Source organism: Halomonas sp. SH5A2 (genome assembly GCF_014263395.1).
Taxonomy (GTDB): Bacteria; Pseudomonadota; Gammaproteobacteria; order Pseudomonadales; family Halomonadaceae; genus Vreelandella.
The window spans coordinates 3551020-3575540 of the sequence record NZ_CP058321.1; the positions used below are offsets into that span (position 1 = coordinate 3551020).

The following is a 24521-nucleotide window of genomic DNA, read 5'->3' on the forward strand; positions in this document are numbered from 1 at the left end:
TTTTCGACATCAGCTGCGTGGGCTGCGCTTAGCAAAGTCATCAGCAATCTCATCGAAGGTACAGAAGCGCACACCCTCATGGCTCTGCATATGCTCAATCAGACGTTCAAGCATCATCAGCACTTGAGGACGACCCGAAACATCAGGGTGAATGGTCATGGTAAACACCGCGTAGTCGTTCTCGCGGTAGACCCAATCAAACTGGTCTTGCCACATTTCACCCAAATGACGCGGGCTAACAAAGCCATGGCTATTAGGGGCTTTTTTGATGAACATCATCGGCGGGAGGTCATCGAGATACCAGTTGGCAGGAATCTCGATCAAATCGGTTTCCTTGCCGCGAACCAGCGGCTTCATCCACTCCTTCGCAGGCTTGGAGTAATCGATCTTGGTCCAGGAGTCGCCGACGCGAACGTAATAGGGGTGAAAGTCATTGTGCATTAAGCTGTGGTCATACTTGATGCCACGCTCAAGTAAAAGCTCATTGGTGACCGGACTAAACTCCCACCACGGTGCCACATAACCCGTTGGTCGCTTACCGGATAGCTTAGTGACCAGTTCAATGTTGTAGTCGAGCACGTCCCGCTCTTGCTCACGCGTCATAGCAATAGGGTTTTCGTGGCTATAGCCATGAACGCCAACCTCGTGACCGGCATCAACGACGGCTTTCATCTGCTCTGGAAAGGTTTCAATGCTGTGGCCGGGAATGAACCAGGTCGTCTTCAGGTCGTATCGTTCAAATAATTTAAGCAGACGCGGCGCCCCCACTTCACCAGCAAACAAACCCCGCGAAATATCGTCGGGTGAATCCTCACCGCCGTAAGAACCGAGCCAGCCAGCGACGGCATCAACGTCAACGCCAAATGCGCAGAGAATCTCTTTTTTAGCCATTTTGAACACCTCATTTTTGGTACTTGGTCATGGTGTGCTTGCAGTAGGCGAATGGTGGCTAACACCAACCCGCATAAATTGAAGGCTGGACACAAAAGTCATTTATGTCAATAAAGTATTATCGATGTCCAAAACCGCTCAACACATCACTTCCCCTTGCACCAGAAAGGCAAAAAAACGCTAAAAAACCCGTAAAACGAGCCTTTAAATCGCTAAATTCATAAATCTTGCCCACAAAGATCTAGACTGCTTGGTGCAGCACACCTTTGAAGAAGAGGTAAAAAAATTAAAATGCGCCAAAATTGAGCATTTTTTTGACTAATGAATCCAGTTTACATTTCAAGAAAAGACTCTACTGCCCCTATCGCAAGCATCTAGCGGCTTACAGGGCAGCAGAGGCATTGAAGAGAGTGGCTCAAGAAATTTTGAGCAGGTAAGGCGGGAGATCAGGCTCTGGAAAAACCGACAAAACCTTTAACCGGCGCCGAGTACGCTTGGCAGCCATCTGGAGGTGTGCTTGCAAACTTGAAGCGGCAGCATCGAAGGCACCAAACAATAAATGGTCAAGCACCAGCTGATGCTCCACCAAGAGGGGTTCGTTCGGCGGCACACCGACCGTCTGAAAAAACATGCGGTTTACGATTACTGGCAACTGGCTCTGGGCAATCATCTCGCAAGCTTTACGGTTTCGGTAGTGACGCAGGCACCGCTGATGCAAATCTTGCTCAAGGGAAGTTATTGATGATGCATTCTGCAGTTCGGGATGATCAATCAAGCGCTGAGTGTTTGCTTTCATCGCCTCTAATTCTGCTTTATCCAGCAAAGGTCCTGAAGCTTTAAGTGCTGCCGGCTCAAGCAGGGCACGAATTTCGAAATCTTCAGCCACTGCCTGGGCAGTAAGAGGGCCCGCCAACCAGTGAGAATAATTATCTTTCTCTACCAGCCTTTGATTACGGAGGCGCCCTAGCACTTGCCTGGCAACGGTACGGCTGACGCCATAATATTCGCTAAGCGTCGCCTCAACGATGCGGAAGTGACCAAAGGCCAGGCAGGTGGCGACAGCCTCTTCCACCTGGGCGTATATGCGATCAGAGATCGGACGAGCATCTATTTGAGACTTATAGTCAGAGGCAAGTCCCAGCATTTTCGGCGTCAACATCTGACGCTTTGGTGTGACTGTTTCAGGCTCTGATGTCGCCAAAAAACCCCGTCCCTCAAAGCGGCTAATCAACCCCTCTTGATGCAACAGTTCGAGCGCCTTGCGCACTGGTCCACGACTGGTGCCATACATCCTCGCAAGCGGCCCCTCAAGCAGAACCAAACTAGGCGGTAAACGCTGAGACAGAATGGCATCACGTAACGACTCTTGAATCTTGGCATAGCGTGGAGCCTGCCCTTCCTGAATGCTGTTAGAACGATCGTCAATGGTCAGAACCACATCCTCCACAAGCTTGTCCTTCCCTAGTTATTACTAAGCTCTGTTTACCTATCGCCGCGTAGGTAAAGATACATGCAAATTGTTATATCTTAACACCTCCCACCCTACCTTTTGAGCCGAGCAAAATCGGTAACAGCCTACCCAACACCCTCAAGCTGAAAGCCATTAAGATTTCGCTTAATTTTTTCTTTTCAAAACAAAATATTAGATCAAAACGGGCAAATTTTCACCAAAGTATTATTGCTCACCACTTGCTTGATAATGATTTTTGTATCCATACTACATTTTAAAATTTAAAAAATGATCACGCCATTGTCGCCAAAACTGACTACCAACAATGCAGAGGAAGAATGCAATGGGATTTACAAGAAATAACAATGAACCAGCAACGTCGGCTGGATCAGACGATAACCACCAGAACTTACTGGAAGCCTCCATTTTGCCGGTCTGGCTGAATCAGCGAACGATCGGTTTCTTTGGTTTTATATGGTTATGGATCGGGATGGCCGTCATCATTGCCACTTTCCAGCTTGGCGCTGGTGGTGTTGCTGGCCTGCCACTGATCCAAGTCGTGGCCATCATCTTCTTCGCCAACCTTGTGCTTGGCGTCGTCATGAGCCTAACTGCGGATATCGGTACCGAACACGGCCTTTCCTTTGCCGTCTATTTACGTGCTCCCTTCGGGCTCAAAGGTACGCATCTTCCTGCTGTCTCCCGCGGGGTGGTCGCCGCCATTTGGTTCGGCGTACAAACTTACCTTGGCGCTCTGGCCCTTAACGGCATTGTGGAGTACCTCTGGGGGTTTGATAATTGGATAGTGTGGTATGTGGTTTTCGCTGTCGTGCAGATCGTCAACACGGCTCTCGGCATTCGCGCAGTGGAATTGCTGGCCTCGATCGCCGCTCCTTGCATCGTCGCCATCTCGGTTTGGATGTACTTCACGCTTAACGTGTTAGCCGAAACCAACGGTACTAATATTTGGACCTTTGTAGGCGATCAAGATGTAGTGCCTTTGGGGCTATTCTTCGCCAACATGGCTTTTTGGTCAGCGCTAGCGGTGGATATTCCCAACTTGACCCGTTTTCTGCGCACGCCTGGAGGACAACGCAGTTTCTTTGCCCGCAATCGCAACGTTTTCGTCGCACAGTTTCTAGCGTTACCTGCAACTCAGGCCTGGATTGCGCTAATTGGTGGTGTTTCATTTATAGCAGCAGGTGATTGGAACCCTGTCACCGTCATTCAAGGCCAGGGTGGTGGCTTAACGATGGTGGCTCTCTTAGCGATGGTCATATTAGCTCAGTGGTCTACCAATAATGCCGCCAACTTGATTCCGGCCGCTCTTACCTTCGTCAATGCAGGTGCACCTCGTATTAGCTATCCTGTCGCCTTGGTCATCGCCGGTGTGATCGGCACCGCTTCCATGCCCTGGTTGATTCTGAACAATTTGTTTACCTTCCTTAGCTACTATGGTGCGGTACTCTCCGCTGTCGGCGGGATTATGGTCGCGGATTACTATATCTTGCGGCACCGTCGCCTTAATGTGCCCGCATTGTTCGACCCCGCAGGCCAGTTCCGTTTTTTCAATGGCTTTAATCCCGCTGGCATAATTGCCTGGTTGGTTGGCGGGGTCATGGCGCTAATATTCCTGGAGTACGCTTATGCCATTGGCTTCATCACCGCATTGGCAGTGTACGTAATATTGATGAAAACCTGGATTCTGCGTCGCTATCCTCAAGAAGAGCTAGATAGCAATTTTGATGATCGTTTTCTAGCGACATCAGTAGGCATTAATTGGGTCTACACCGAGCAGAAACGCTTCGAGCGTTTGACGACCGACGACATCCCGACCTCTGCACTTAAGCGTGAAGATCGCTAAGCCGGCCTTCATCATCGCTAAAGCGCTAATCGACTAACTCGGGGGACTTTTTTATGGCCCATTATCCAAGCAGTGCCCTTGCCATCGGCGAAGACATCAAACATGGCAGGCTCGACCCGGTCATGCTGACGCGGCACTGTCTGGCGGCGGCTAAAGACAGTGACGCCGTTTTTATATCACTTACGCCAGAGCGCGCCATGTTCGAGGCCGAGGCTGCCGCTCGGCGCCAAGAACACGGCGCAACTCTAGGGCCGCTCGATGGAGTCCCGATCGCCTGGAAGGATCTGTTCGATGTTGCAGGGGTTGCAACGACGGCTGGCGGTCGAGTGCTGACAGATGAGCCCGCCAAGTACGATGCCACTGCGGTTCGCCATGCGGCTGCGGCTGGCATTGTATGCCTGGGCAAGACCAATCTGACGGAACTCGCCTACTCTGGCCTTGGGCTAAACCCCCACTACGGCACGCCTCACCACACGCCGGGCACAGGAGAGCCAAGGGTGCCCGGCGGCTCCAGCGCAGGCTCAGCGGTGGCCGTCGCCAAAGGCATCGTACCTGCAGCGATAGGAACGGATACGGCAGGCTCGCTGCGGGTACCTGCCGCCTTTAATGGCCTGACATCCTATCGCCCCTCTCAGGCTCGTCATAGTCGGCAAGGCGTGACTCCCCTGGCCCATAGCCTGGACACCATTGGCGTCATCGCGACAACCCTACAAGACTGCTTGGCCATCGACGATGTGATGCGAGGAGAAGAGGTCACGACGCGAGAGACTGCTGACCCCGAAAGCACGATCATCGTGCTGGATACTGCTTACCTGGACGATGAGCGTATCGCAGAAAGCGTGCGGACAAACCTAGAACGCAGCGCCGAGCAGCTTGTTAATGCAGGCTTTCATCTCGTCAGACGTAAGCTTGCCAGCGTGAGCGACACCCTGAATCTTATTCAACAGCACGGCTGGCTCGGCGCAGCAGAAGCTTATACCGAGTACCGTGAACTGTTGGAAAGTGACGCAGCAGACGCGATGGATCCAAGGGTTCGGCAACGGTTATTAAATGCGCAGAAGATGACACCAGACAGTATAGTGACGCTTTATCGCCAGCGCCGGGCACTTCAAGCGCAACTTTGCCATGAACTCGCCGGGGCAACGCTACTCTCACCCACCGTTGCTCACGTTGCTCCGCTTCTTGCCCCCCTGGAAGATGACCCGGAGCGCTTCGCCGAAATGAATCTCGCCACGTTGCGGCTAAGCATGGTGGCAAGCCTGCTTGACGCACCGGCTGTCGCACTGCCTAGCGGTGTTGACGAGAATCAGCAGCACACCAGCATCCAGCTAACGGCACCTTCCGGAGAAGATGAGGCACTCATGAGAGTAGCCCTTGCCGTCAGCGATCACTTGAGGCTCCCTAATGAACCCCAATAGGCCCATTGCCAATCTGAATCAACTGTAGAAGGAGCTTTTATGTGCGGATTATGCGGCGTATTCGGCGGTGAAGACCACTGGAGCACTCACATCGAAGATCCTGAGCAGGCTCACTACGAGCGTCGCCGTGCCAGAGGCTACCGGGCAGAACTGATTAACCGTGTGCTTAAGCCCCATCGTCTCGTGCTCGATGATTTTCAGGCATCCAGCTTTGTTATTGCTACCGCAACAGGCAAGCGCGAGATTGTCCAGGATCTAGGCGGCATCTGGCGCCAAGCCGAGCTGATGACTGGGCAGGATATTGACCCGTTGGATGAAAATTTTCTGGCATCGTTAAGCTAATGCTTAGATGTTTCTAGCTTGCCTCAGAGAGGAGCCGATCAATGAATGACGAGACGCCGCTGCTACCGGTTCACGTGATATCCGGCTTTCTGGGCAGTGGCAAAACCACCTTGCTCAAATCGGTACTGGCCAGCGAAGACTTCGGCGACAGCGCCGTGCTGATCAACGAATTTGGCGACGTGGGCCTAGACAACCGCCTGTTGGGAGAAATCGCCGAAGATGCTGTGCTGCTTTCCAGTGGCTGTGTCTGCTGCACCATCCGTGGCGAGCTGTCTGATGCGTTAAGACGCCTGATGTCACAGCGGCAGAACGGTAAGATTCCGCCCTTCAAACGAATCATCCTGGAAACCACTGGCCTGGCCGACCCCGGCCCCATCGCCTCAACGATCACCGCGGATCCAGTGCTACGCCATCACCTGCGCCCAGGCACAAATCTCACTCTGGTCGACGCCCTCAACGCCACCGCCAGCCGCAAGCTCCAGCCAGTGTGGGAATCTCAAATTGCGGTGGCCGATAAACTCGTCATCAGTAAGGTCGACCTGGTCGATCAAGCCCAGCTTGATGAGGTTCAGAGCCTGATTGACACCATCAACCCGGCCGCGCAGCAATTGGGGCAGGAAGCCTTAAAACAGGCCAGCGATGAGCTCTTCGGTAGCGGCCCTCACATTGACCAATACAGCTACTCAGAGGTAAAAACATGGCTTGGCCCCTGGCGAAAACCGCCAGAGCCTGAAGCGGTTAATCATCTGGGGGATATTCAGTCATTTCGCCTCTGCTTTGATGGCGAAGTGGACTGGACTTGCTTCGGTATTTGGCTCTCAATGTTGCTCAATCGCCATGGCAGTCAAATCATGCGAGTCAAAGGCATATTGCATGTCAAAGATGATACCCGCCCGGTGATCATACACGGTGTTCAGCACACCATTCATCCACCGGAGCACGTAAGCGACTGGCCTAACAACGACCGTATCTCGGAGCTGATTTTCATCACTCATGGCATCACCGCCAAGCGCGTGACAGACTCGCTGGAGACCTTCATGAAGGCCGTTAGCAACCACCCAAGCCCCAGGATATTCCATGCATGAAGCTGCATCACCCAAAGAGCGTGCCGCGCCCTATGTGAATCGTGGCCCCGTCACCCTAAGGGTACTCGGCACCTCGGTGACACTGCTTGAAAGTATTCGTAAGCGTGCCAGGGAAGACCTGGGCATTCGTCTTACCTTCGAGGTACTCGATGGCGTTGCCGCCCAGCAAGCGGGGGTTCTAACCCCCGACAGCTTCGATATCTATGATCAATGGTTTCACAACGTAGACTTTGTATGGCCCGCCAATGCGATTCAACCCATTCAGGTGGATCGCATTAAACACTGGGACATGATTAATGATCTCCCCAAGACAGGTAGGCTAACGCCCCACGCGCCCCTCGGAGCAGGCAGTAACCCGGTCGACCTACTCTACGTCCAACCCGATGGCGGTTACGGCTCTCGCCCAAGCGGGCATATCACCATGCTCCCGGTTAGCCACAATGTGGACAGCTTCGGTTATCGTATGGACATGCTCCCTAAAGGGCTGGATATCAACCAAGAGAGCTGGAGCTGGTTGTTGGATAAGCGCTGGAAAGGATTGGTCAGCTTACAAAATGACAGCGCCATCGGCGCCATTGACGCCGCACTGGCCGCCAAAGCAGCGGGGCTGGTCGAGTTCGAAGACCTTGGTAATTTGAGCGTGGCAGAAATCGACTGCCTAATTGATTGCCTTATCAATCTCAAGCGTCAGCAACACTTTCGCGCCTTCTGGAGCAACCAGGACCAAGCCTCTTCAGATATGGTTCGCGGCAGGGTCGGCATCGAAAGTCTCTGGTCGCCCGCCATGACTGACCTCAAAAAACGCAACATCAAGGTACGTATGGCGGCGCCTACAGAGGGTTATCGCGCTTGGTACGGCGGCATGTCAATCTCACGGCATGTGAAAGGGCGCACGCTAGATGCTGCTTATGACTACCTCAACTGGTGGATTTCTGGATGGCCCGGTGCCGTCATGGCCCGCCAAGGCTATTACATTTCTACCCCAGAACTGACCCGCCCTCACCTATCCGCTGCGGAGTGGGACTTTTGGTATGGCGGCCAACCTGCCTCCAAAAACCTTCCAGGCCCCGATAGCACCTCTGATCTGATTCATCGAGGCGAAATCCGCGACGGCGGAGACTACCAGACAAGAATGAGCCGCATCGCGGTGTGGAATACCGTCATGGATGAGCATAACTATTTGGTAAGGCGCTGGAACGACTTTATGTCGGCTTAAGGCCAGTGCTTGAACTAACATTTAGCCACTTCTCACCCGTTTCCCCCACAATGTCAGCTAACAGCGTGATGGCCATAAGCAACATGACCCCGTCTCTTGGCTTTCACGAGCTTACACGGGGTTCTTGTTTGCTCAGCATTGTGTCTCCACCTACCAGCTATCATCTAAGTAGTACTGCTCCTGCAGCACACCCGACAACGCTGGAAAATGTTATAAGTCCTAATCAAGCCCGCCACGAAAAAGCGTTGAAAGAAAGGCTTACTAACCTCATCTTGCTTAGCCAGGTTGTGCTAGGCTAAATTCAGTAGAGAATTGAGGGGCATCATCAAGCTAGGGAAGTAAAACGTGATGTATAGCTGTAGAGCGTAGGGGCAGAAAACGGCCGAGGCTGTGTGAAAACGTAGTGCCCGCTATACTTTGCCAAGATCCCTAGAGGAAATGGTGATGAAGCGATTCGTGGTAGGCGAGGCCAGAGACCAAAGCACGCTATTTCCTGCGCTTTTGGATGACTTCATCGCAGAGGATAACCCGGTTCGTGCCATTGAGGCGTTTGTTGAAGGTCTCGACCTTAAAGAGATGGGCTTCAAAGGTGTTGATCCGCACTCCACCGGGAGACCGGCTTATCATCCGTCTATTCTTTTGAAGCTCTACATCTATGGTTATCTCAATCGTATTCAATCAAGTCGCCGATTAGAGCGAGAGACCCAGCGCAATGTCGAGCTAATGTGGCTGACCGAGCGCCTTACGCCGGATTTCAAGACTATAGCGGACTTCCGAAAGGACAACGGTGAGGCCATCCGCCGTGTCTGTCGAGAGTTCATCGTACTTTGTCGCCGGTTGGAACTGTTCTCCCAAGGCATCGTGGCCATCGATGGCAGTAAGTTCAAAGCCGTCAACAACCGCAACCGCAATTTCACAGCGACCAAGATGAAGCGTCGCCTTGAGCAGATCGAAGAAAGTTTCAATCGGTACCTTGGTCAGCTTGATGCAGCCGATCGAGATGAGCCTGCTTTGGCCGAGGCCAAGACAGCGCATCTGAAGGAAAAAATCACGAAGCTACGGGAAGAAACTGCACGGTTACACGCAGTTGAAGAAGAGAGACTGAAGTCTCCCGATCAGCAAGTATCCCTGACGGATCCGGATGCCAGGGCGATGGCTACCAGCGGCAGAGGTACCGGAAATGTGGGTTATAACGTGCAAACTGCGGTCGATAGCCAGCACCATTTGATTGTGGCCCACGAGGTGACCAACATCGGCCATGACCGGGGGCAGCTCTTTAACATGGCCCAGCAAGCGCGGGAGGCCACTGGCAGCAAGGAGCTGAAGGTCGTGGCTGACAGAGGCTACTTCAAGGGCGACGAAATCCTGGCCTGCCATAAGGAAGGGATAATTACCTACCTCCCCAAGCCGCTGACATCGCCAAGCCAGGCAAAGGGCTGTTTTCCAAGAGGCGCATTTCGATACCTCCCTGAAAGCAATGAATATTCCTGCCCAGCTGGACAGCGACTGATATGGCGTTATGAAACGATAGAAAAAGGGATGAAGCTGCATGCTTACTGGAGCTCGGCATGTGCAAGCTGCGATATGAAAGAAAAATGCACGACTGGCAAGCAGAGGCGGATCAAGCGTTGGGAACACGAAGATGTGCTTGAAGCCGCGCAGTCACGTCTCGATTGGAGTCCAGAGATGATGCGACTGAGGCGACAAACGGTAGAGCACCCGTTTGGCACGCTTAAAGCTTGGATGGGCGCGACGCACTTCACGACAAAGCGGCTCAGAAATGTAAGCACGGAAATGAGCCTTTATGTGTTGGCGTACAATCTTAAGCGTGTCATAAAGATATTGGGAGTCAATGGGTTGATGACAGCTACAAGGGCGTAACAGCCCTTTTGCCCCATGTTTTAAAGGGCCATCAGGGAAAGATATGGGTTTTCTGATGGAATCATGATTTCCATATCTCACAACAGCATCAGTCGGTCATCATCCAAACAATGGCTTGTGTGGGCCCAACAAGAAGCTGAAAGTGCCGATTTTGAGCCAGACCAGATTTTTTATGTTTTCACACGGCCAGGACCCAAAGCCGACGTGTCAGCAAAGGCAGCAGGCACGTCCATTCGTGTTATGCCGCCGGCACGATGATTGGTGTTATGTACGTAATTGTTCCATATCTAAGCCTTAGGGCGCCTGCGTGGGAGCGGCATAACATTCTTGGACGCGCGCTCGTTCAAATCAATAAACGAGCGCGCTATCAAACATCTGTTAGCTTTTTACGAGTTTTCGGTTTTATGCCCAAACTTACGAACACAAAATTTAGTGGTTGGATAAATGGCTGTTATTTACCCTGACATAGAAAACATTCAGCGCCTTAAAGTTCCGCCAACTCCGGGGGAGTGGGATTTGATAAATTTTCTCAAAGATCATCTTGATGATGCTTATGAGGTTTTTTTTAACCCCTACTTGGATGGTGATAGACCAGATATTATAATTTTGAAGGAGCATTGCTCTGCTTTCATCATTGAAGTTAAAGACTGGGATTTAAAAAGCTATAAAATAGCAGGCAATAATAAGTGGGAGGTTTTTGATGGTTCAAAATCATCGAGCAGAGCATCGCCTCAATCTCAGACTTTTCGATACAAAAAAACCTTTACGATTTGCATTTACCAGTAGTCGGCATAGCAAGACTCACAAACCCCAACTTTTATAATCTGGTTCATTGTTTCGTATATTTTCATGGTGCAGATAAAAGCGCGATTGATTCGCTATACTTCCCAGCAGAAGAAAGACAGAAAGAGGAACAGTCGAGACTAAACGAGGCTTTTCAAGAAAAGAAATTGGCCTTTGAATCATACGAAAAAAAACGCGAATACTTGGCTCGGAAAAAACACAATATTCAAAGAGATAAGAGCATGTCCTTTGGTAGTGATCGACTGGGTAATCTGGTAAAAAAAATCAAGCAAAACTCTAAACATGTTCTATTTGATGAAAATGTTTATCGGGATTTTAAACGTAGGTTAAGTCCACCAGAACACACGTTAAATCAAGGCGTGGTTATAAAATTTGATAATAAACAGTTATCCCTAACGAACAGCGAAAATGTAAAAGGAAAAATAAAAGGTGTTGCTGGATGTGGAAAAACATCCATTTTAGCTCAGCGCGCTATAAACGCTTCTCAAAGGCACAATTCAACTGTTCTTTTATTGACATTTAACATTACGCTAAAAAATTACATCAGAGATAAGATTAGTGATATTCAGGGAAATAGAGATTTTTCTATCCCCCCTCTGTCAGCCTAGTTGTCCGGTTGGCGATATCGCCTAAATCAAATCCAGAGGGAGCGGCATGGAGCGCGTGTGCCACGTTATTCTAAAGAGCGTAAAGCTGTTGTACTGAAAAAGTTGTTGCCACCCCATAATCGCAGTGTGGTATCTGTCGCCACTGAAGAAGGCATCTCTGACGCGACGCTGTATAGTTGGTTAAAACAGTGTCGAGAAAAAGGAGTGCCTGTGCCGGGTTACACCCAAAGCGACAACGAGTGGTCGCCTGACGCCAAGCTTGCCGTGGTCATCGAAACCGCCACCCTGTCAGAAACAGAGCTTGGTGCTTACTGCCGCGAAAAAGGCCTGTTTCCCGAGCAGATCCAACAGTGGAAAGCCGCTTGTCTCCAGGGCGCTGGCCAACAAGAAGACCAGCAAAAAACGGCACAAAAGCAGCGTAAACAAGACCGTAAGACGATCAAACAGCTCAAAGCGGAAGTGCGTCGCAAAGACAGAGCCCTAGCGGAAACGACATCGTTACTGGTGCTCTCAAAAAAGCTCGACGCCTTGTACGGCGAAGACCCGAACAGCGGCGAGGACGACTGACGCCTCTTGAGGAACGTGCAAGGCTCATTACGTTGTTTGATGAAGCGGTCACCGGGGGCGCTTCCCGTTATCAAGCAGCGGCGATGATAGACGTGAGCGAGCGCACGCTGAAACGCTGGCGTTCTGGGTGTGGCGCGGTGGCTGAGGATCAGCGCCCACACGCGGTACAAGGCAGTCAGCCGCATCAACTGACTCACGAGGAGGAACAGGCTATTTTGAGTGCCTGCAATCGCTCCGAGTATCAGAGCCTGCCACCGTCTCAGATCGTGCCGTTACTGGCAGATCAAGGGGTCTACTTGGCTTCCGAGTCGTCGTTTTACCGGGTACTGAAAAAGCACCAACAGCAGCACCATCGAGGGCGAATGAAGCCACGCCGCCCAGTGCCTGAGCCGACGAGCTTCACAGCAACCGGACCCAACCAAGTCTGGTGCTGGGACATCAGCTATTGCTCTTCCGTTGTGCGTGGCCAGCACTGGTATCTCTATCTGATCATGGATATCTACAGTCGCAAAATCATCGCCTGGGAAGTCCACGAGGCGGAATCAGGCGAGTTAGCGAAACACCTGCTGGAACGCGCTTTATTGCGCGAAGGCTGCTGGCACCAGCCTCCAGTGCTGCACTCGGATAACGGCGCACCGATGACGTCTTATACGCTTAAAGCGAGGTTAACAGAGCTGGGGATGTTGATGTCTTACAGTCGACCGAGAGTGAGCAATGACAACCCTTACTCGGAAGCGTTGTTCCGCACCGTCAAGTATTGTCCAGCGTGGCCCACAAAGGGCTTTGCATCGCTGAACGCGGTACGTGACTGGATGCTGACGTTCGAACGCGCTTACAACGAACAGCACCTGCACAGTGGCATTCGGTACGTGACGCCCGCTGATCGGCATCAAGGTGCCGACCGAGAACGTCTTGAGCATCGCAAAGCGGTTTATGAAAGAGCTAAGCGCCGACATCCACAGCGCTGGTCAGGCAACACACGAAACTGGGAAGTACCCGGTTCGGTAGCGCTCAACCCTGGCAAGCTGCAGGAAGTCGAGCGTAATAAACAGGCTGCTTAGAGGCAGCTATTTGGACAACTGGGTTGAAAATCACCGTATCTTTGAAATTTCAAATTATCACCAATTCTTCAATTCACAAGTCAATAATAGCGGCCAGGATTTCGGTGAGTTAGTCGAAAAATACGGAATTCATAGGCTGTATTTTATTGATGTTTTTCAAGATGTAGAAGTGCCGAAGTATCAAACGATCCTTGTTGATGAGATACAAGATTATCAATCAGAGTGGGTAAAAATTATACGTGATAACTTCCTCCGACAAGATGGAGAAATGATCCTATTCGGAGATGAATCACAGAATATCTATCAAAGGGATTTTGCTAGGGCTCCAGTTATAGCCCAAGGTTTTGGGCGCTGGATTAAGCTTACTCGCTCTTATAGAACAAACCTAGATTCCCCTTTGAATCAGTTATTTAAAGATTTTCAACTTCAATTCCTGGTTGAGAAGCACTCAGATATAGAAATTACTGATGTAAGCCCAGCCCAAATGGGCATAGGGTTTAGCCTTCTAAAATATGAAGCGACTACAACCGGCGATTGGAAAAAATCAGTTTTTGATTCTATAAAGAGCTATATCAAAAGTTACGATTTGCACCCGAATGATGTGGTTGTTTTATCTTCGAAAATATCTTTGGTTAGGCAGTTAAATGAGTTATGGATAGAAGGTGAGAAAACCCACTGTATGTTTGAAACCTATGAAGAACTTGCAACATGTACAAACATGAGTGTAGGGGATTTAAAGACATTAGACGAGAATGAAATAAGCAACCTCATAAAACAAAACAAAGAAGATATTGATAGGGTAAGACGGGCAAAGAAGAATCATTTTTACGCAAATAGTGGACTAGTGAAGCTTTCGACTATTCATAGCTATAAGGGGCTTGAGTCAAAAACTGTTTTTTATGTAATGGGCGAGGATGATGACGCAGAAATAGTTTACACTTCGATAACGCGTGCATCTGAAAATCTCGTGATTTTTGATGTTGGGAGTAACAATAAGTGCTCTTCTTTTCTGAAAGGCGCAATTAATTGACGTCGCTAAATAAAGCTAACAAAGCGCTGCTGTCGGACAATTTTTCCGCAGAGCGCGGCGTTAATCAGCTATGGCTGAACGTCCGCTTCTGGCCGATAGAAGAGGTTTAGCCTATGCTGATGTATGCGCTTCGGCAGAACACGACCCAAAGCAGACATTCATTCCGACGAGACTGGCATCCAGATTGGCGGCAAGTGCTACTGGACTGGCTTCATAGCGCCTCGAATGAAGCCTCGATCTGGTTGGTGCCTCATACCAAACGGGGGCAGGAGGCCTTGGATATCATTGATTTTCTTCCCTTTGTGCGGGTCGTCATGGTGCATGATCACTGGAAGCCTTACTATCACTAACTGTACGGATTGCCGGCATATGCATTTGCAATGCCCATCTATCACCTTCGCGCCTGACCTACTTTACCCGACCAAAATGTAAAGGAAAGAAATGTTTGTTAAAAAAGGTAATACTGTTGATATAGGTGTTATAAAAACTTGCGAGGATCAGTTGAGAGATGACTTCGGTGATTTCCCTCCCGGAAAATTAGAATGTAATACTCTAAATTCAAGGTTTAAAGTTGTTAAGCAAAATAGGTATAAGAAGTTTTTTAGGGCCGTAAAGCAAAGTTTAGACTATATACTTTTTAGCAAAAAACCTATGCTATGCATTTATAACAATGAGGCGAGTTTATTGCTAGAAGATATATGGAGAGATGCTAGAACAGGTTTTTTAGATGTTAAAAAGTCTTTTTTTGTAATGAATTTATTTTTAAGATTTGTTTTTATATTATTACTAATTATAATGTCTCCATTAATTTTTATTGCTCTTTTAATTATCGCTATTGTTAAAGCAAATAAATCAAGCTCTAAGTGGGGTGGTGAAGATACATATGGTGCGTTTAGTCCGATAGAAGCAGGTTTCTGGCAAGGAATAGCCGAGTTAAAATTAAGCCCAGCCGGGTTTAAGCTTGAAGAAAAAAGTGTGAAAGCAATCGTTTCACATGAACATATTCACTATTTACAGTATTTAGATACAATTAAAATGATGGGCGATATATCTGATAAAAAACTGCTCAATGCGTATCTTATTTTTGAAGGAAAAGGCCCTTTTATAGATAGGCTTGCAAGCTACTGGTTTTCAGAACATGAAGTCGAAGCGCGTCTTCATGAATTAATTGTGTGCCACTATCGTGAAAATAAAGTTCTACCAAGTAGTATTGAGCAGTTGGCAAAAGTTTTTTTCAAAGTACATGTTTTATAGTTGCAGATTGTGTAGGGCAAAGCTCAGTCTCTAAAAGGTGGTTAAGAAGAATAAAAAGTAGAAATGCTCACACTCGATATAGATCACAAGAAATATGCTTAGATATTGTAATGATGTGTGAAGCAGTGAAAGATAGTGATTCTGGATTAAGGTACATCTACGAGGTTCTACCTGTTTTTTACTCTCGTTTGCTCAGGTACTATGGCGATGAAAATGCTAGTCGCAAGTTTTCTGATCAAATTATCAGGCCAAATTTCTATGATCAGCTTTACGGCGGCATTGCCTCCTCTGCTTGACATGACTGAATTACACAAAATTATTGTCTTCACACCTATTCTCAGGAAATTTTAATGTTTGCTTTTTCAGACAGTCTGGCTTGGATGCTCAGGACGCTATCGGCAGAGAATGTAACTGATCTATTTATTGGCACTATTCTGTTGGTTGGGATTGTGTGTTTTGTACTGTATTTGGTCGGCTGGTTTAGAAAGCTCACCACTTACACCCCAAGTCTTCTCACTTCGCTCGGAATTTTGGGCACCTCACCGGCATCATTATTGGCCTGATGGGTTTTGATGCCAGCAGCAGCGATGCCATCGATGCCAGTATCACGAATCTCCTTGATGGACTGAAAACTGCGTTTATCACCAGTTTGGTGGGCATGGCAGCATCAATTGCCTACAAGATACTGACGTCAATTGTGCTAGCGCATTCCAATTTGACCCTGTAAAGCTAACGTGTATCTGTCCAACTGGCGAAAAGTTGACCTATCGAGGGCAGCGGGAAGCCGACAATGGCAAAAGCCGGGTGCACTTTGAAGGGCGTTTGCTGCAATGTCGGCATTGTCCAAAAAAATACCGGTGCATGCAGAACCCAAGCTCGGCCGACCATCGCAACGGCGCTGGCCGACAAGTATCTTTTATTATCGATAACAATCGCTTACCCAATTACACTGACTGGATGAAGCACCGAGTGGATAGCCCCAAGGGCAAAGAAATTTACAGCCACCGCATGTCGGTAGTAGAACCTGTGTTCGGTAACATTGGCACGACGAAGAGACTGAGCCGCTTCAGCTTGCGGGGCAAGAAGAAGGTGCAAGGTCAGTGGAAGCTCTACTGTATGGTGCACAATATTGAGAAGTTAGCGAATTATGGTCATTTGGCCGCGTCATGAAAGGCGAGGAGCGGAGTATGTCGCAAAATAGCCCTCTTAACGGGCATTAGGTGCACACCTTAGTGGCTGAATGCCGATATTAGGATGACTCAGCCAGATGACTGGCTGAGCCAAAAAATTAGGACGACAGGCGATAGACGTGGCTCGAAATCGGGTTTTTCTACAGCCTCGTTACATCAGAATCGCCTAAATGTCTGCTACTGGCCGAGGCTGAGCTTGTCGAGTAGCGTAAGATTCAAGAATAAGTTGTTCTAAAACCTAACTTGGTAGCATCTCGCTGTGGTGGAGGTAGCGAGCTAAAATAAGTTTTTATTAGAGTAAGTTAGAAAAAAATAAGGGAGTGGACTATGAATAGAGAAGTAAAATACAGGACCTTGAATAAGTATCGCCACAGCGGGCAGGCGGTTATTAAAAGCGTTTCAGTGGGTAAAATTTACCACGTGCGTGAAGGGAGGAATGCGTGGCACTCGACTTGGGTAATACAATACGAGCCTAATAGTTTTTTTAGCTCATTAGCTGCAGCGAAAGAGTATGCCGAAAGCTTAAGAAAAAGTGGAAGTGTTTTAAATGTGTTAGAGCTTCCTTGTGTAATAGTTAGAAGTGATAATAAAGTTGTTTTTATTACCGAAGTGAACGTTGATAATCCTCTTTCAACGCACATCATAGAGAACGAAATAGATATTATTGATAGAGAGGTGTTAAACGATTATGTTGTGCGACTCGATTTTTTGCCAGACTTCGTGAAGTCCTTTATGCCTTCAAGCTTGTCTTGGCAAAAAAAGGTTAAAGAAAAAGACATGATTATTTTAGAGCACGCTAATAAAAATTTGAAAGTAGATAAAGTTGGAGAGTATATTTCATATCTGACTTCAGATTCGATTGGGGTGAGTTATTACCTTAACTGGACTAAGTGCAAAAGGGTTGTTGACTTTAGTTCGGTTAATAGCATCGTTTTTAACCTTCAAAAAATTATTGATATCGATTTTTCAAAAGGAGGAGAGTTGGGTAAAATAAAATTAAGTAAAGATGATAAAATCAGATTGCTTAGGTCAAAATTGATAGAAGCTAGTAAAGGTATATTAGAAGCTGAAATACAGGATGAGTTTGTCGATAAGTTCTTGCAAGAACTAAGAGATGTTTATACTGAAAAAACAATCGCTAATGCGAGTCACGAAAAAATGATCAAAATGATGAAAGATTGGACTCGTGCATTAGGGTACTTTTCTCCAAGTGATAGAGTCCGCATTTTGGGTGAAGAAGCAATCCGCAATGGTGAGCATTTATTCCTTGAGTATGCATGGAACATCAAAAGGTGCCCCCTCCATTAATAATCAAAAGTGGCACCCCCCTCCGGCTCGTTCCTCGCCCGCGGGCCAGTTCGTTCCTCACCAGCCCTTAGCGGTGCCAGCTGCGCTCGCTAGTTATGGCGAGGGCTTTAAATTTTAGCTCACCTCTATACAAAAACCGTGCGTGCTTAGTGGAATTAAATTAGATTTAACTGAAAGACCGCTCATGGCCGATATCAGCCAAAACAAAAAAGGGGCCCACGATTTCTCGCAGACCCCTTTTATTACAATTTGGCGCGCCCGGCAGGATTCGAACCTGCGACCCTCGGCTTCGGAGGCCGATACTCTATCCAACTGAGCTACGGGCGCTTAGGGGGCGTATCCTACCCGCGCGGGCGGGCTGTGTCCAGCCGCGGGAGCGCTTAGCCGCTTAAGTCAATTGACCCTTTTCAGTTCCTTGGTGCATCCTTAACAGACATCTCTGAACCTTAAAAATCGGGAACACAATAAAATGAAAACATTTGTAAGTAGCACGCTGGCACTGGGCCTCTCACTGGCGCTGGTGAGTGCCGCTAACGCCTCCGTTGACGATATGGACCCCGTCACCCTGCGCCTGGCCCACGTGGTCAACGAGCAGGATGGCTTCCACATCGCCGCCACCAAATTTGAAGAGCTTGTTGAAGCGCGCACCAACGGCAAGGTGGATATCGAGATCTACCCCAACGCCTCGCTGGGCGATGAGCGCACGCTGCTGGAAGGCATGCAGATCGGCACCGTGGATATGGGTGTGATCACCAACGGGCCGGTGGCCAACTTTGTCGAGGAAATGGCGGTGTTTGAGCTGCCGTTCCTGTTTCCCTCCCCGGAAGCCGCTTACGAAGCCCTCGATGGCCCCATCGGTCAGGAGCTGCTGGATAAGCTCTCTGAGGTCAATCTAAAGGGTCTGGCCTACGCCGAGCGTGGTTTCCGTAACCTGACCAACAGCGAACGGGCGGTCAACGCGCCGGAAGATATCGATGGCCTGCGCATTCGCGTGATGGAAAACCCGGTGTATGTCGATACCTTCCGCGAGCTGGGCGCCAATGCCGTTCCCATGGCCTGGACAGAAGCCCTGACGGCCATGCAGCAAGGCACCATCGACGGCCAGGAAAACCCGGTCAACGTGATCCACTCGTTCAATCTGGACGAAACCCAGACCTACATGACTCTCTCGCGGCACACCTACGCGCCGGCGATTTTTGTCATGGGCGCTTCCGTGTGGAACCAGCTCCCCGCAGACGCGCAGACCATTCTGGAGGAAGCCGCTCAGGAAGCTGCCGAGCATGAGCGCCAGGTCAATGCCGAGATGGAAGCTGAGCAGCTCGCCGAACTGCGCGAAGCAGGCATGGAGATCAACGAGTCGCCGGATATTGAGGCTTTCCAGAAGGCCGTGCAGCCGGTATACGACGAATACGCCGAGCAGTTTGGTGACTATTTACCGCGCATTCGGGAGGCATTGGAATAAGTGACCCAACGCGCCCGCTCGCTGATCGCGGGGCTGCGCCGTGTTGAGCACGGGCTGGATGCTATCATCCAGCCCGTGGTGTTTCTGGCCATGGCGGCCCTGATTGGCGTTATCACGCTACAAATCATTTCCCGCGTACTGTTTACCGCCGTGGAGTGGACTGAAGAACTAGCACGCTTCCTGCTGGTGTGGCTGACGTTTCTTGCCGGCACCCTGGCCTTCCAGCGCGGCCGACATATCGCGGTCACCTTTGCTGTTGACGCCCTGCCCACTCGGCTGCGCCAGTTGGCGCGGCTGCTGGCCACGCTGGTGGTCGTGGCGTTCTTGATGGCCCTGGCGATCATTAGCGTGGAATACATGCAGGTACAGAGCTTCCAGAAATCGGCGGCGCTGCGCGTGTCGATGTCTTACGTATACGCCGTGGTGCCCTTCTGCGCCGCGGTGATGGCCTGGTACGCCGTGGTAGATGCTGTCGAACTGATCATCACCGGCGATACCCACGAGCCCAGGGAGACGCCGTCATGACGATGCTCCTGTTTGGGCTGTTTTTTGGCTTGATGCTGCTCAACGTGCCCATCGCCTTTGCGATTGGCGCCAGCACGCTGTTTGCGCTGTATCAGGCGGGCGTGCCGCTGATGGTGGTGCCCCAGCAGATGTTTCAGGGGATTAACTCCTTCGCCCTGGTGGCAATCCCGATGTTTATTCTGGCCGGGGATTTAATGGCCCAGGGCAAGGTCAGCGAAAAGCTGGTGAGCTTTGCCGATTCATTGGTGGGCTTTATGCGCGGCGGGCTGTCGCTCGTCTCGATCATGGCGGGGATGTTCTTTGCCGCCATTTCCGGCTCGGGGGCGGCCACTACCGCCGCCGTGGGCTCAAGCCTGGTGCCCGAGCTCAAGCGCAAGGGTTATGACCCGGCCTCCGCCGCCAGCTTGATCGCCGCTAGTGGCACCATCGGCGTGGTGATTCCGCCCTCGGTGCCGATGATTATCTACGCGGTCATCGCCCAGCAGTCGGTATCCAAGCTGTTCTTGAACGGCTTTCTGCCGGGTCTGGCGATGGGCCTGGGGCTGATGGCGATTGCCATTACCCAGGCTTATCGGCGGCAGTACCCCAAGGGCACGCCGCTATCGTGGACGATGATTCTGCGCACCTTTAAAGACGCCAGCTGGGGGCTGATGACACCGGTCATTATCCTTGGCGGTATCTTCTCGGGCATTTTCACGCCGTCTGAAGCTGCGGTGGTGGCGGTCAACTACGCCATTATGGTGTCGTTGTTTGTGTATCGCGATTTAACCCTTCGGAGTGTGTACCAACTGCTGATTCGCTCAGCGATGACCACCTCGGTGATCATGCTGGTCATTGCCATGTCGGCGGTGCTCAGCTGGACGCTCTCCAGCTGGCAGGTGCCCGGTGCGATTGCCCAGTCGGTGCTGTCGCTGTCCACCGACCCATACGTGATCATGCTGCTGATCGTCGCGGTCATTCTGCTCACCGGGGTGTTTATCGAAACCGCCAGCGCGTTGATTATCTTGACCCCTGTACTGCTGCCGCTCGCGCTGCAGCTGGGCATCGACCCGATTCACTTTGGCCTGATTATCGTGGTGGGGCTGTCCATCGGCATGATCACCCCGCCGGTCGCCATCAACCTCTACGTGGCCTCCTCGGTGACGCAACTGCCGCTGGAGCGCATCACCCAGGCCATCGTGCCGTACCTGCTGGGGTTGATTGGCGTACTGCTATTGGTGGTTTACGTGCCGATGTGGCTTGGCTGGTCGGGCTGACGACCTGCATTGATCACCTCGCGGGCAACGCGTAAGCCATCTATTGCGGCAGGGAAGCCGCAATAGGGCACGCAATGAAGCAGCACCTCTCTAATCTGCTCCTCACTGCATCCGTTATTGAGCGCACCCCGAACGTGCGCCTTCAGCTCATGAGGCCTGTTTAACGCCACCAGCAATGCTACGTTGAGCATGCTGCGAGTCTGACGCTCAAGGCCTGGGCGATTCCAAACGTCGTTCCAGCACTGCTTGGTCACCAGTTCCTGCATGGGCCAGCTGAAGTCATCTGCCTGCGCCAGTGCGGCGTTCACGTAATCATCGCCCAGCACCTCACGCCGGGTGGCGAGCCCCTGCGGGTCCAGCGCTGCTTGTTCTTGCCGGGAAGTTTGGGTCACTATTTTTCTCCTTCCGCGAGGTTGCGCACTTCCTGACCGGCGGCGAACGCCATCAGATTATCGAAAGCATCGCCAAAATAGAGCTCATAGCTGTCTTTTTCGACATAGCCCAGATGTGGCGTGGCCACGACGTTAGCCAGTTCCAGCAGCGGGTGTTCCCGCACCGGTTCGTCATCGAACACATCCATGGCGGCCATACCAGGACGCCCAGCGTTGAGCGCGGCTTCAAGGGCGCCGTCTTCCACTAGCGGGGCACGACTGGTATTAACCAAAAGCGCCGTGGGCTTCATGCTGGCGAGGTTTTCGGCGGTGACAATGCCGCGGGATTCCGGGTTTAGCCGCAGGTGCAGGCTGAGAACATCGCTGCGCGCGAAGAACGCTTCCTGGGAACCCGCCACCTCAAGCCCGGCAGCCACGGCTCGCTCGCGGGTGGTCTCTCGCCCCCACACCAGCACGTTCATTTCAAAAGCCTGGCCGTAACGTGCCACCAGCTGGCCGATCTTACCGTAGCCAAATATACCCAGCGTGCGGCCTTTTAAACCGGTGCCCAGCGTCCGCTGCCAGCGCCCTGCCCTAAGGTTGTTGACCTCGTCTGGAATGTGCCGCATGGCGGCCAGTATCAGGCCCCAGGTCAACTCGGCAGCGGCATACGGGGAGCCGGTACCCGCCAGCACGGTTACGCCGTGCTCGTGACAGGCCGCCATATCCACATGGGCCGCCCCACCGCCGGTCTGGCTGATCACCTTGAGCTTGGGTAGCCGCGCCAGCAACGACGGGGTTATCGGCGTGCGCTCACGAATCAGCACCAGGGCCTCGGCGTCTTGAAAGCGCGCCACCAGTTGGTCTTCATTTGTCACCGTGTCGTTATAGACCGTGACCTGATGGCCTGCCAGCTTGGCAAAGGCCTCCAGCGTGCGGACACAATCCTGATAATCATCGGGGATCACTACCTTCATGAGTGCGTTTCCTTGGGCGGTTCAGAAGCAAGCGGAGTGGCGCCTTTAGGCGTATGGGTCGCAAAGCGCTGCCACGCGAAGATACCGACTATAACGGCAATCCCGACGACATCGGTGATGGCTTGGCCGTTGATCAGCATCAGGGCAGCGAACAGCAGTAATCCACGTTCTAACCAGGAACATGGGCGCGCAAAATAGCCGATGGTCGACGCCGCCAGGGCAATAATGCCCAACACCCCGGATGCCACGGCCATGCCAATTTCCAGCTTCGTGCCCTGGCCCAGAAGCGGCGGGTGATAAATGAACATGAAGGGAATCAGGAAGCCGCCCAGTGAAATCTTGGTGGCCGTCAGTGCCGTACGGAACCAATGCGAACCGGCAATCGCCCCACCGATATACGCCGCCAGCGCGACAGGCGGCGTCACGCCCGAAAGAATCGCGAAATAAAGAATAAACAGGTGTGCCGAGAGGCTTGGCAGCCCCGCTTCGATAAAGGCTGCTGCGACCACCGAAGCCGCCAGCATATACGCCGCCACTGTCGGCAAGCCCATGCCCAGGATAATGGCCACTACCATCGCCAGCAGGAGCGTGATCAGCACATCACCGCCGCTCACCATAACGATCAGCGAGGACACCTTGAGCCCCAGCCCCGTCAAACTGATCACCGCGGCAATCAGCGCAACACTGCCGATAATCACGGCAATCATCGCCGCCGTCATGGCACCGGCTTCAAGGGCAGCAGGGAGAGATTTGACCCGTTCCCATAGCGTGCCTGAGCTACGTGGCGACGCCAGATAGAGCAACAATGCAGTAAAGTAGGCCGCCACCGCCGCTGTGGTAGGCGTATAGCGAAGCACCAGCATGGTGATGAGCACGATCAGCGGCAACAGCAAGGTTTCAACATTGAAGAACCCTTCCCGCAGGCTTGGCCGCTGAGATTTGGGAAGCGGGTTTAGCCCTAAACGCTTCGCTTCAAAATGCACGCTCATCCAGATAGCCAGATAAAACAGCAAAGCCGGTATCAGCGCGGCGCTGATGATTTCGAGATAGCTGGTCGAGATCACATCGGCCATGACGAAGGCGGCAGCGCCCATGATCGGTGGCAAAATCTGCCCACCGGTCGACGCAGACGCCTCAGTCGCCGCCGCAAAGCGCGGGCTGTAGCCATTCTTTTTCATCAGCGGAATGGTGAACACCCCTGTGGTGGCCACGTTGGCGGCGGTGCTGCCGCTGATGCTGCCGAACATGGCACTGCACAGCGTAGCGGCCTTGGCGGGCCCACCGGCCATTCCGCCGGTCGCGGCGGTGGAGAGGCGCATGAAGGTATCGCCGCCTCCGGTGGTCACCAGTAGCGCACCAAACATGATGAAAATGACAATCACCGTGGATGAGGTGCGCATCAGGCTGCCAAAGATGCCGGTAGGGCCGAGGTAAAAAGTCGCCACCAGATCGTCCCAGCGAAAACCGCCGTGGCCCCACACGCCCGGCAAATGTTGCCCAAAGGCCGCATACGCCAGGGCGATCAGCACCAGGATCGGGAAGGCCAGGCCGATGGCGCGGCGGCAGGCTTCCAAAAGCAGCAATATCGCGCTCACACCCAGCACTAGATCCAGCGCGGTAGGCGTTAAGTAGCCCAGCTGATAAATGATGCGGTCGAAGTGATAAACGTAGTAGCCGCTGATCACCACGCTCATGAGAATCGGGACAATATCAAACCAGGGAATCTTCTGGGCATCCCGTACCCGGCAATGGTAGGCCAGAAAAATCAGCGGCATCGCAAACAGCAGGTGAACGGCGTTTTGCGTATTCACCGGCCCGGTAACAGCTGTGTAGAGGTGGAAAATCGCCATCGCCACAGCGGCTGAACGCACCACTACAAACCAGAAGCCCGAGAGCTGTCGCTTGCCCGAATCCTCCTGATACTTTTCAACAACATTGGGATTATTAGCGGTATCCATGGG

General features: G+C 51.5%; 21 protein-coding genes and 1 tRNA gene. 16 read left to right on the forward strand and 6 right to left on the reverse strand.

The window, feature by feature from the left end; all coding sequences use genetic code 11:
* Positions 1-9: 9 nt before the first annotated feature.
* Both HXW73_RS16330 and HXW73_RS16335 read right to left on the reverse strand, forming a co-directional pair.
* Positions 10-891: a polysaccharide deacetylase family protein gene (locus HXW73_RS16330; protein ID WP_186254085.1), complete on the reverse strand. Its 882-nt coding sequence runs from the start codon at positions 889-891 to the stop codon at positions 10-12.
* A 415-nt stretch (positions 892-1306) separates the two neighbouring features.
* Positions 1307-2338, reverse strand: coding sequence for a GntR family transcriptional regulator (locus HXW73_RS16335; RefSeq protein WP_222105014.1), 1032 nt, complete (start codon positions 2336-2338; stop codon positions 1307-1309).
* Between the two features lie 346 nt (positions 2339-2684).
* Here HXW73_RS16335 and HXW73_RS16340 point away from each other — a divergent pair, with 346 nt between their 5' ends.
* The 13 genes from HXW73_RS16340 (at position 2685) to HXW73_RS16400 (ending at position 17969) form a co-directional block, all read left to right on the forward strand.
* Positions 2685-4205: an NCS1 family transporter gene (locus HXW73_RS16340; RefSeq protein WP_186254086.1), complete on the forward strand. Its 1521-nt coding sequence runs from the start codon at positions 2685-2687 to the stop codon at positions 4203-4205.
* A gap of 53 nt (positions 4206-4258) precedes the next feature.
* On the forward strand, positions 4259-5623 hold the full coding sequence (locus HXW73_RS16345; protein ID WP_186254087.1) for an amidase family protein: 1365 nt from the start codon (positions 4259-4261) through the stop codon (positions 5621-5623).
* Positions 5624-5662: 39 nt separating this feature from the next.
* Positions 5663-5965 (forward strand): hypothetical protein, encoded by a 303-nt coding sequence (locus tag HXW73_RS16350; protein WP_186254088.1) that lies wholly within the window; start codon positions 5663-5665, stop codon positions 5963-5965.
* Positions 5966-6006: 41 nt separating this feature from the next.
* Positions 6007-7050: a CobW family GTP-binding protein gene (locus HXW73_RS16355; protein ID WP_186254089.1), complete on the forward strand. Its 1044-nt coding sequence runs from the start codon at positions 6007-6009 to the stop codon at positions 7048-7050.
* Entirely contained in the window at positions 7043-8266 is a 1224-nt protein-coding gene (locus HXW73_RS17930) for an ABC transporter substrate-binding protein (RefSeq protein ID WP_186254090.1), read from the forward strand. Before HXW73_RS16355 ends, HXW73_RS17930 begins: the two co-directional genes overlap by 8 nt.
* Positions 8267-8710: 444 nt before the next feature.
* Positions 8711-10147 carry an IS1182 family transposase gene (locus tag HXW73_RS16365; RefSeq protein ID WP_186254091.1) on the forward strand — a complete coding sequence of 479 codons (1437 nt, stop codon included), beginning with the start codon at positions 8711-8713 and terminating at the stop codon, positions 10145-10147.
* A gap of 444 nt (positions 10148-10591) precedes the next feature.
* A complete protein-coding gene (locus HXW73_RS16370) occupies positions 10592-10933 on the forward strand; it encodes a nuclease-related domain-containing protein (protein WP_186254092.1) in 342 nt (113 codons plus the stop codon).
* On the forward strand, positions 10918-11559 hold the full coding sequence (locus HXW73_RS16375) for a hypothetical protein (RefSeq protein ID WP_186254093.1): 642 nt from the start codon (positions 10918-10920) through the stop codon (positions 11557-11559). The genes HXW73_RS16370 and HXW73_RS16375 overlap by 16 nt, the downstream gene beginning before the upstream one ends.
* A 57-nt stretch (positions 11560-11616) precedes the next feature.
* Positions 11617-13187, forward strand: a protein-coding gene (locus HXW73_RS16380) for an IS3 family transposase (RefSeq protein ID WP_446718977.1) whose coding sequence is annotated in 2 segments (ribosomal slippage) — positions 11617-12070 and positions 12070-13187 — 1572 coding nt in all. Because the reading frame shifts where the segments join, the coding sequence is not laid out codon by codon here.
* A gap of 10 nt (positions 13188-13197) precedes the next feature.
* Positions 13198-14217 (forward strand): UvrD-helicase domain-containing protein, encoded by a 1020-nt coding sequence (locus HXW73_RS16385; protein WP_186254094.1) that lies wholly within the window; start codon positions 13198-13200, stop codon positions 14215-14217.
* A gap of 441 nt (positions 14218-14658) precedes the next feature.
* Positions 14659-15471, forward strand: a complete 813-nt coding sequence (locus HXW73_RS16390) for a hypothetical protein (RefSeq protein ID WP_186254095.1) — start codon at positions 14659-14661, stop codon at positions 15469-15471.
* 759 nt (positions 15472-16230) lie between these two features.
* A complete protein-coding gene (locus HXW73_RS16395) occupies positions 16231-16641 on the forward strand; it encodes a transposase (RefSeq protein WP_240538663.1) in 411 nt (136 codons plus the stop codon).
* A gap of 347 nt (positions 16642-16988) precedes the next feature.
* Entirely contained in the window at positions 16989-17969 is a 981-nt protein-coding gene (locus tag HXW73_RS16400) for a hypothetical protein (protein WP_186254096.1), read from the forward strand.
* Between the two features lie 250 nt (positions 17970-18219).
* Here the strand turns inward: HXW73_RS16400 and HXW73_RS16405 are convergent.
* Positions 18220-18296, reverse strand: a tRNA-Arg gene (locus tag HXW73_RS16405).
* 142 nt (positions 18297-18438) lie between these two features.
* Here HXW73_RS16405 and HXW73_RS16410 point away from each other — a divergent pair.
* The 3 genes from HXW73_RS16410 to HXW73_RS16420 are packed head-to-tail and all read left to right on the forward strand — an operon-like array spanning position 18439 to position 21212.
* Positions 18439-19431, forward strand: a complete 993-nt coding sequence (locus HXW73_RS16410) for a TRAP transporter substrate-binding protein (protein ID WP_186254097.1) — start codon at positions 18439-18441, stop codon at positions 19429-19431.
* Entirely contained in the window at positions 19432-19956 is a 525-nt protein-coding gene (locus HXW73_RS16415; protein WP_240538664.1) for a TRAP transporter small permease, read from the forward strand.
* Complete coding sequence (locus tag HXW73_RS16420) at positions 19953-21212, forward strand: TRAP transporter large permease (RefSeq protein ID WP_186254098.1); 1260 nt, start codon at positions 19953-19955, stop codon at positions 21210-21212. The genes HXW73_RS16415 and HXW73_RS16420 overlap by 4 nt, the downstream gene beginning before the upstream one ends.
* Here HXW73_RS16420 and HXW73_RS16425 read toward each other — a convergent pair.
* The 3 genes from HXW73_RS16425 to HXW73_RS16435 are packed head-to-tail and all read right to left on the reverse strand — an operon-like array spanning position 21179 to position 24518.
* Complete coding sequence (locus HXW73_RS16425) at positions 21179-21604, reverse strand: carboxymuconolactone decarboxylase family protein (protein WP_186254099.1); 426 nt, start codon at positions 21602-21604, stop codon at positions 21179-21181. The two genes, HXW73_RS16420 and HXW73_RS16425, sit on opposite strands and share 34 nt — an antisense overlap.
* Positions 21604-22560: a D-2-hydroxyacid dehydrogenase family protein gene (locus tag HXW73_RS16430; RefSeq protein ID WP_186254100.1), complete on the reverse strand. Its 957-nt coding sequence runs from the start codon at positions 22558-22560 to the stop codon at positions 21604-21606. The genes HXW73_RS16425 and HXW73_RS16430 overlap by 1 nt, the downstream gene beginning before the upstream one ends.
* The gene (locus HXW73_RS16435) at positions 22557-24518 is read right to left on the reverse strand and encodes a TRAP transporter permease (RefSeq protein WP_186254101.1); all 1962 of its coding nucleotides are present in this window, start codon (positions 24516-24518) and stop codon (positions 22557-22559) included. Before HXW73_RS16435 ends, HXW73_RS16430 begins: the two co-directional genes overlap by 4 nt.
* Positions 24519-24521: the final 3 nt, after the last annotated feature.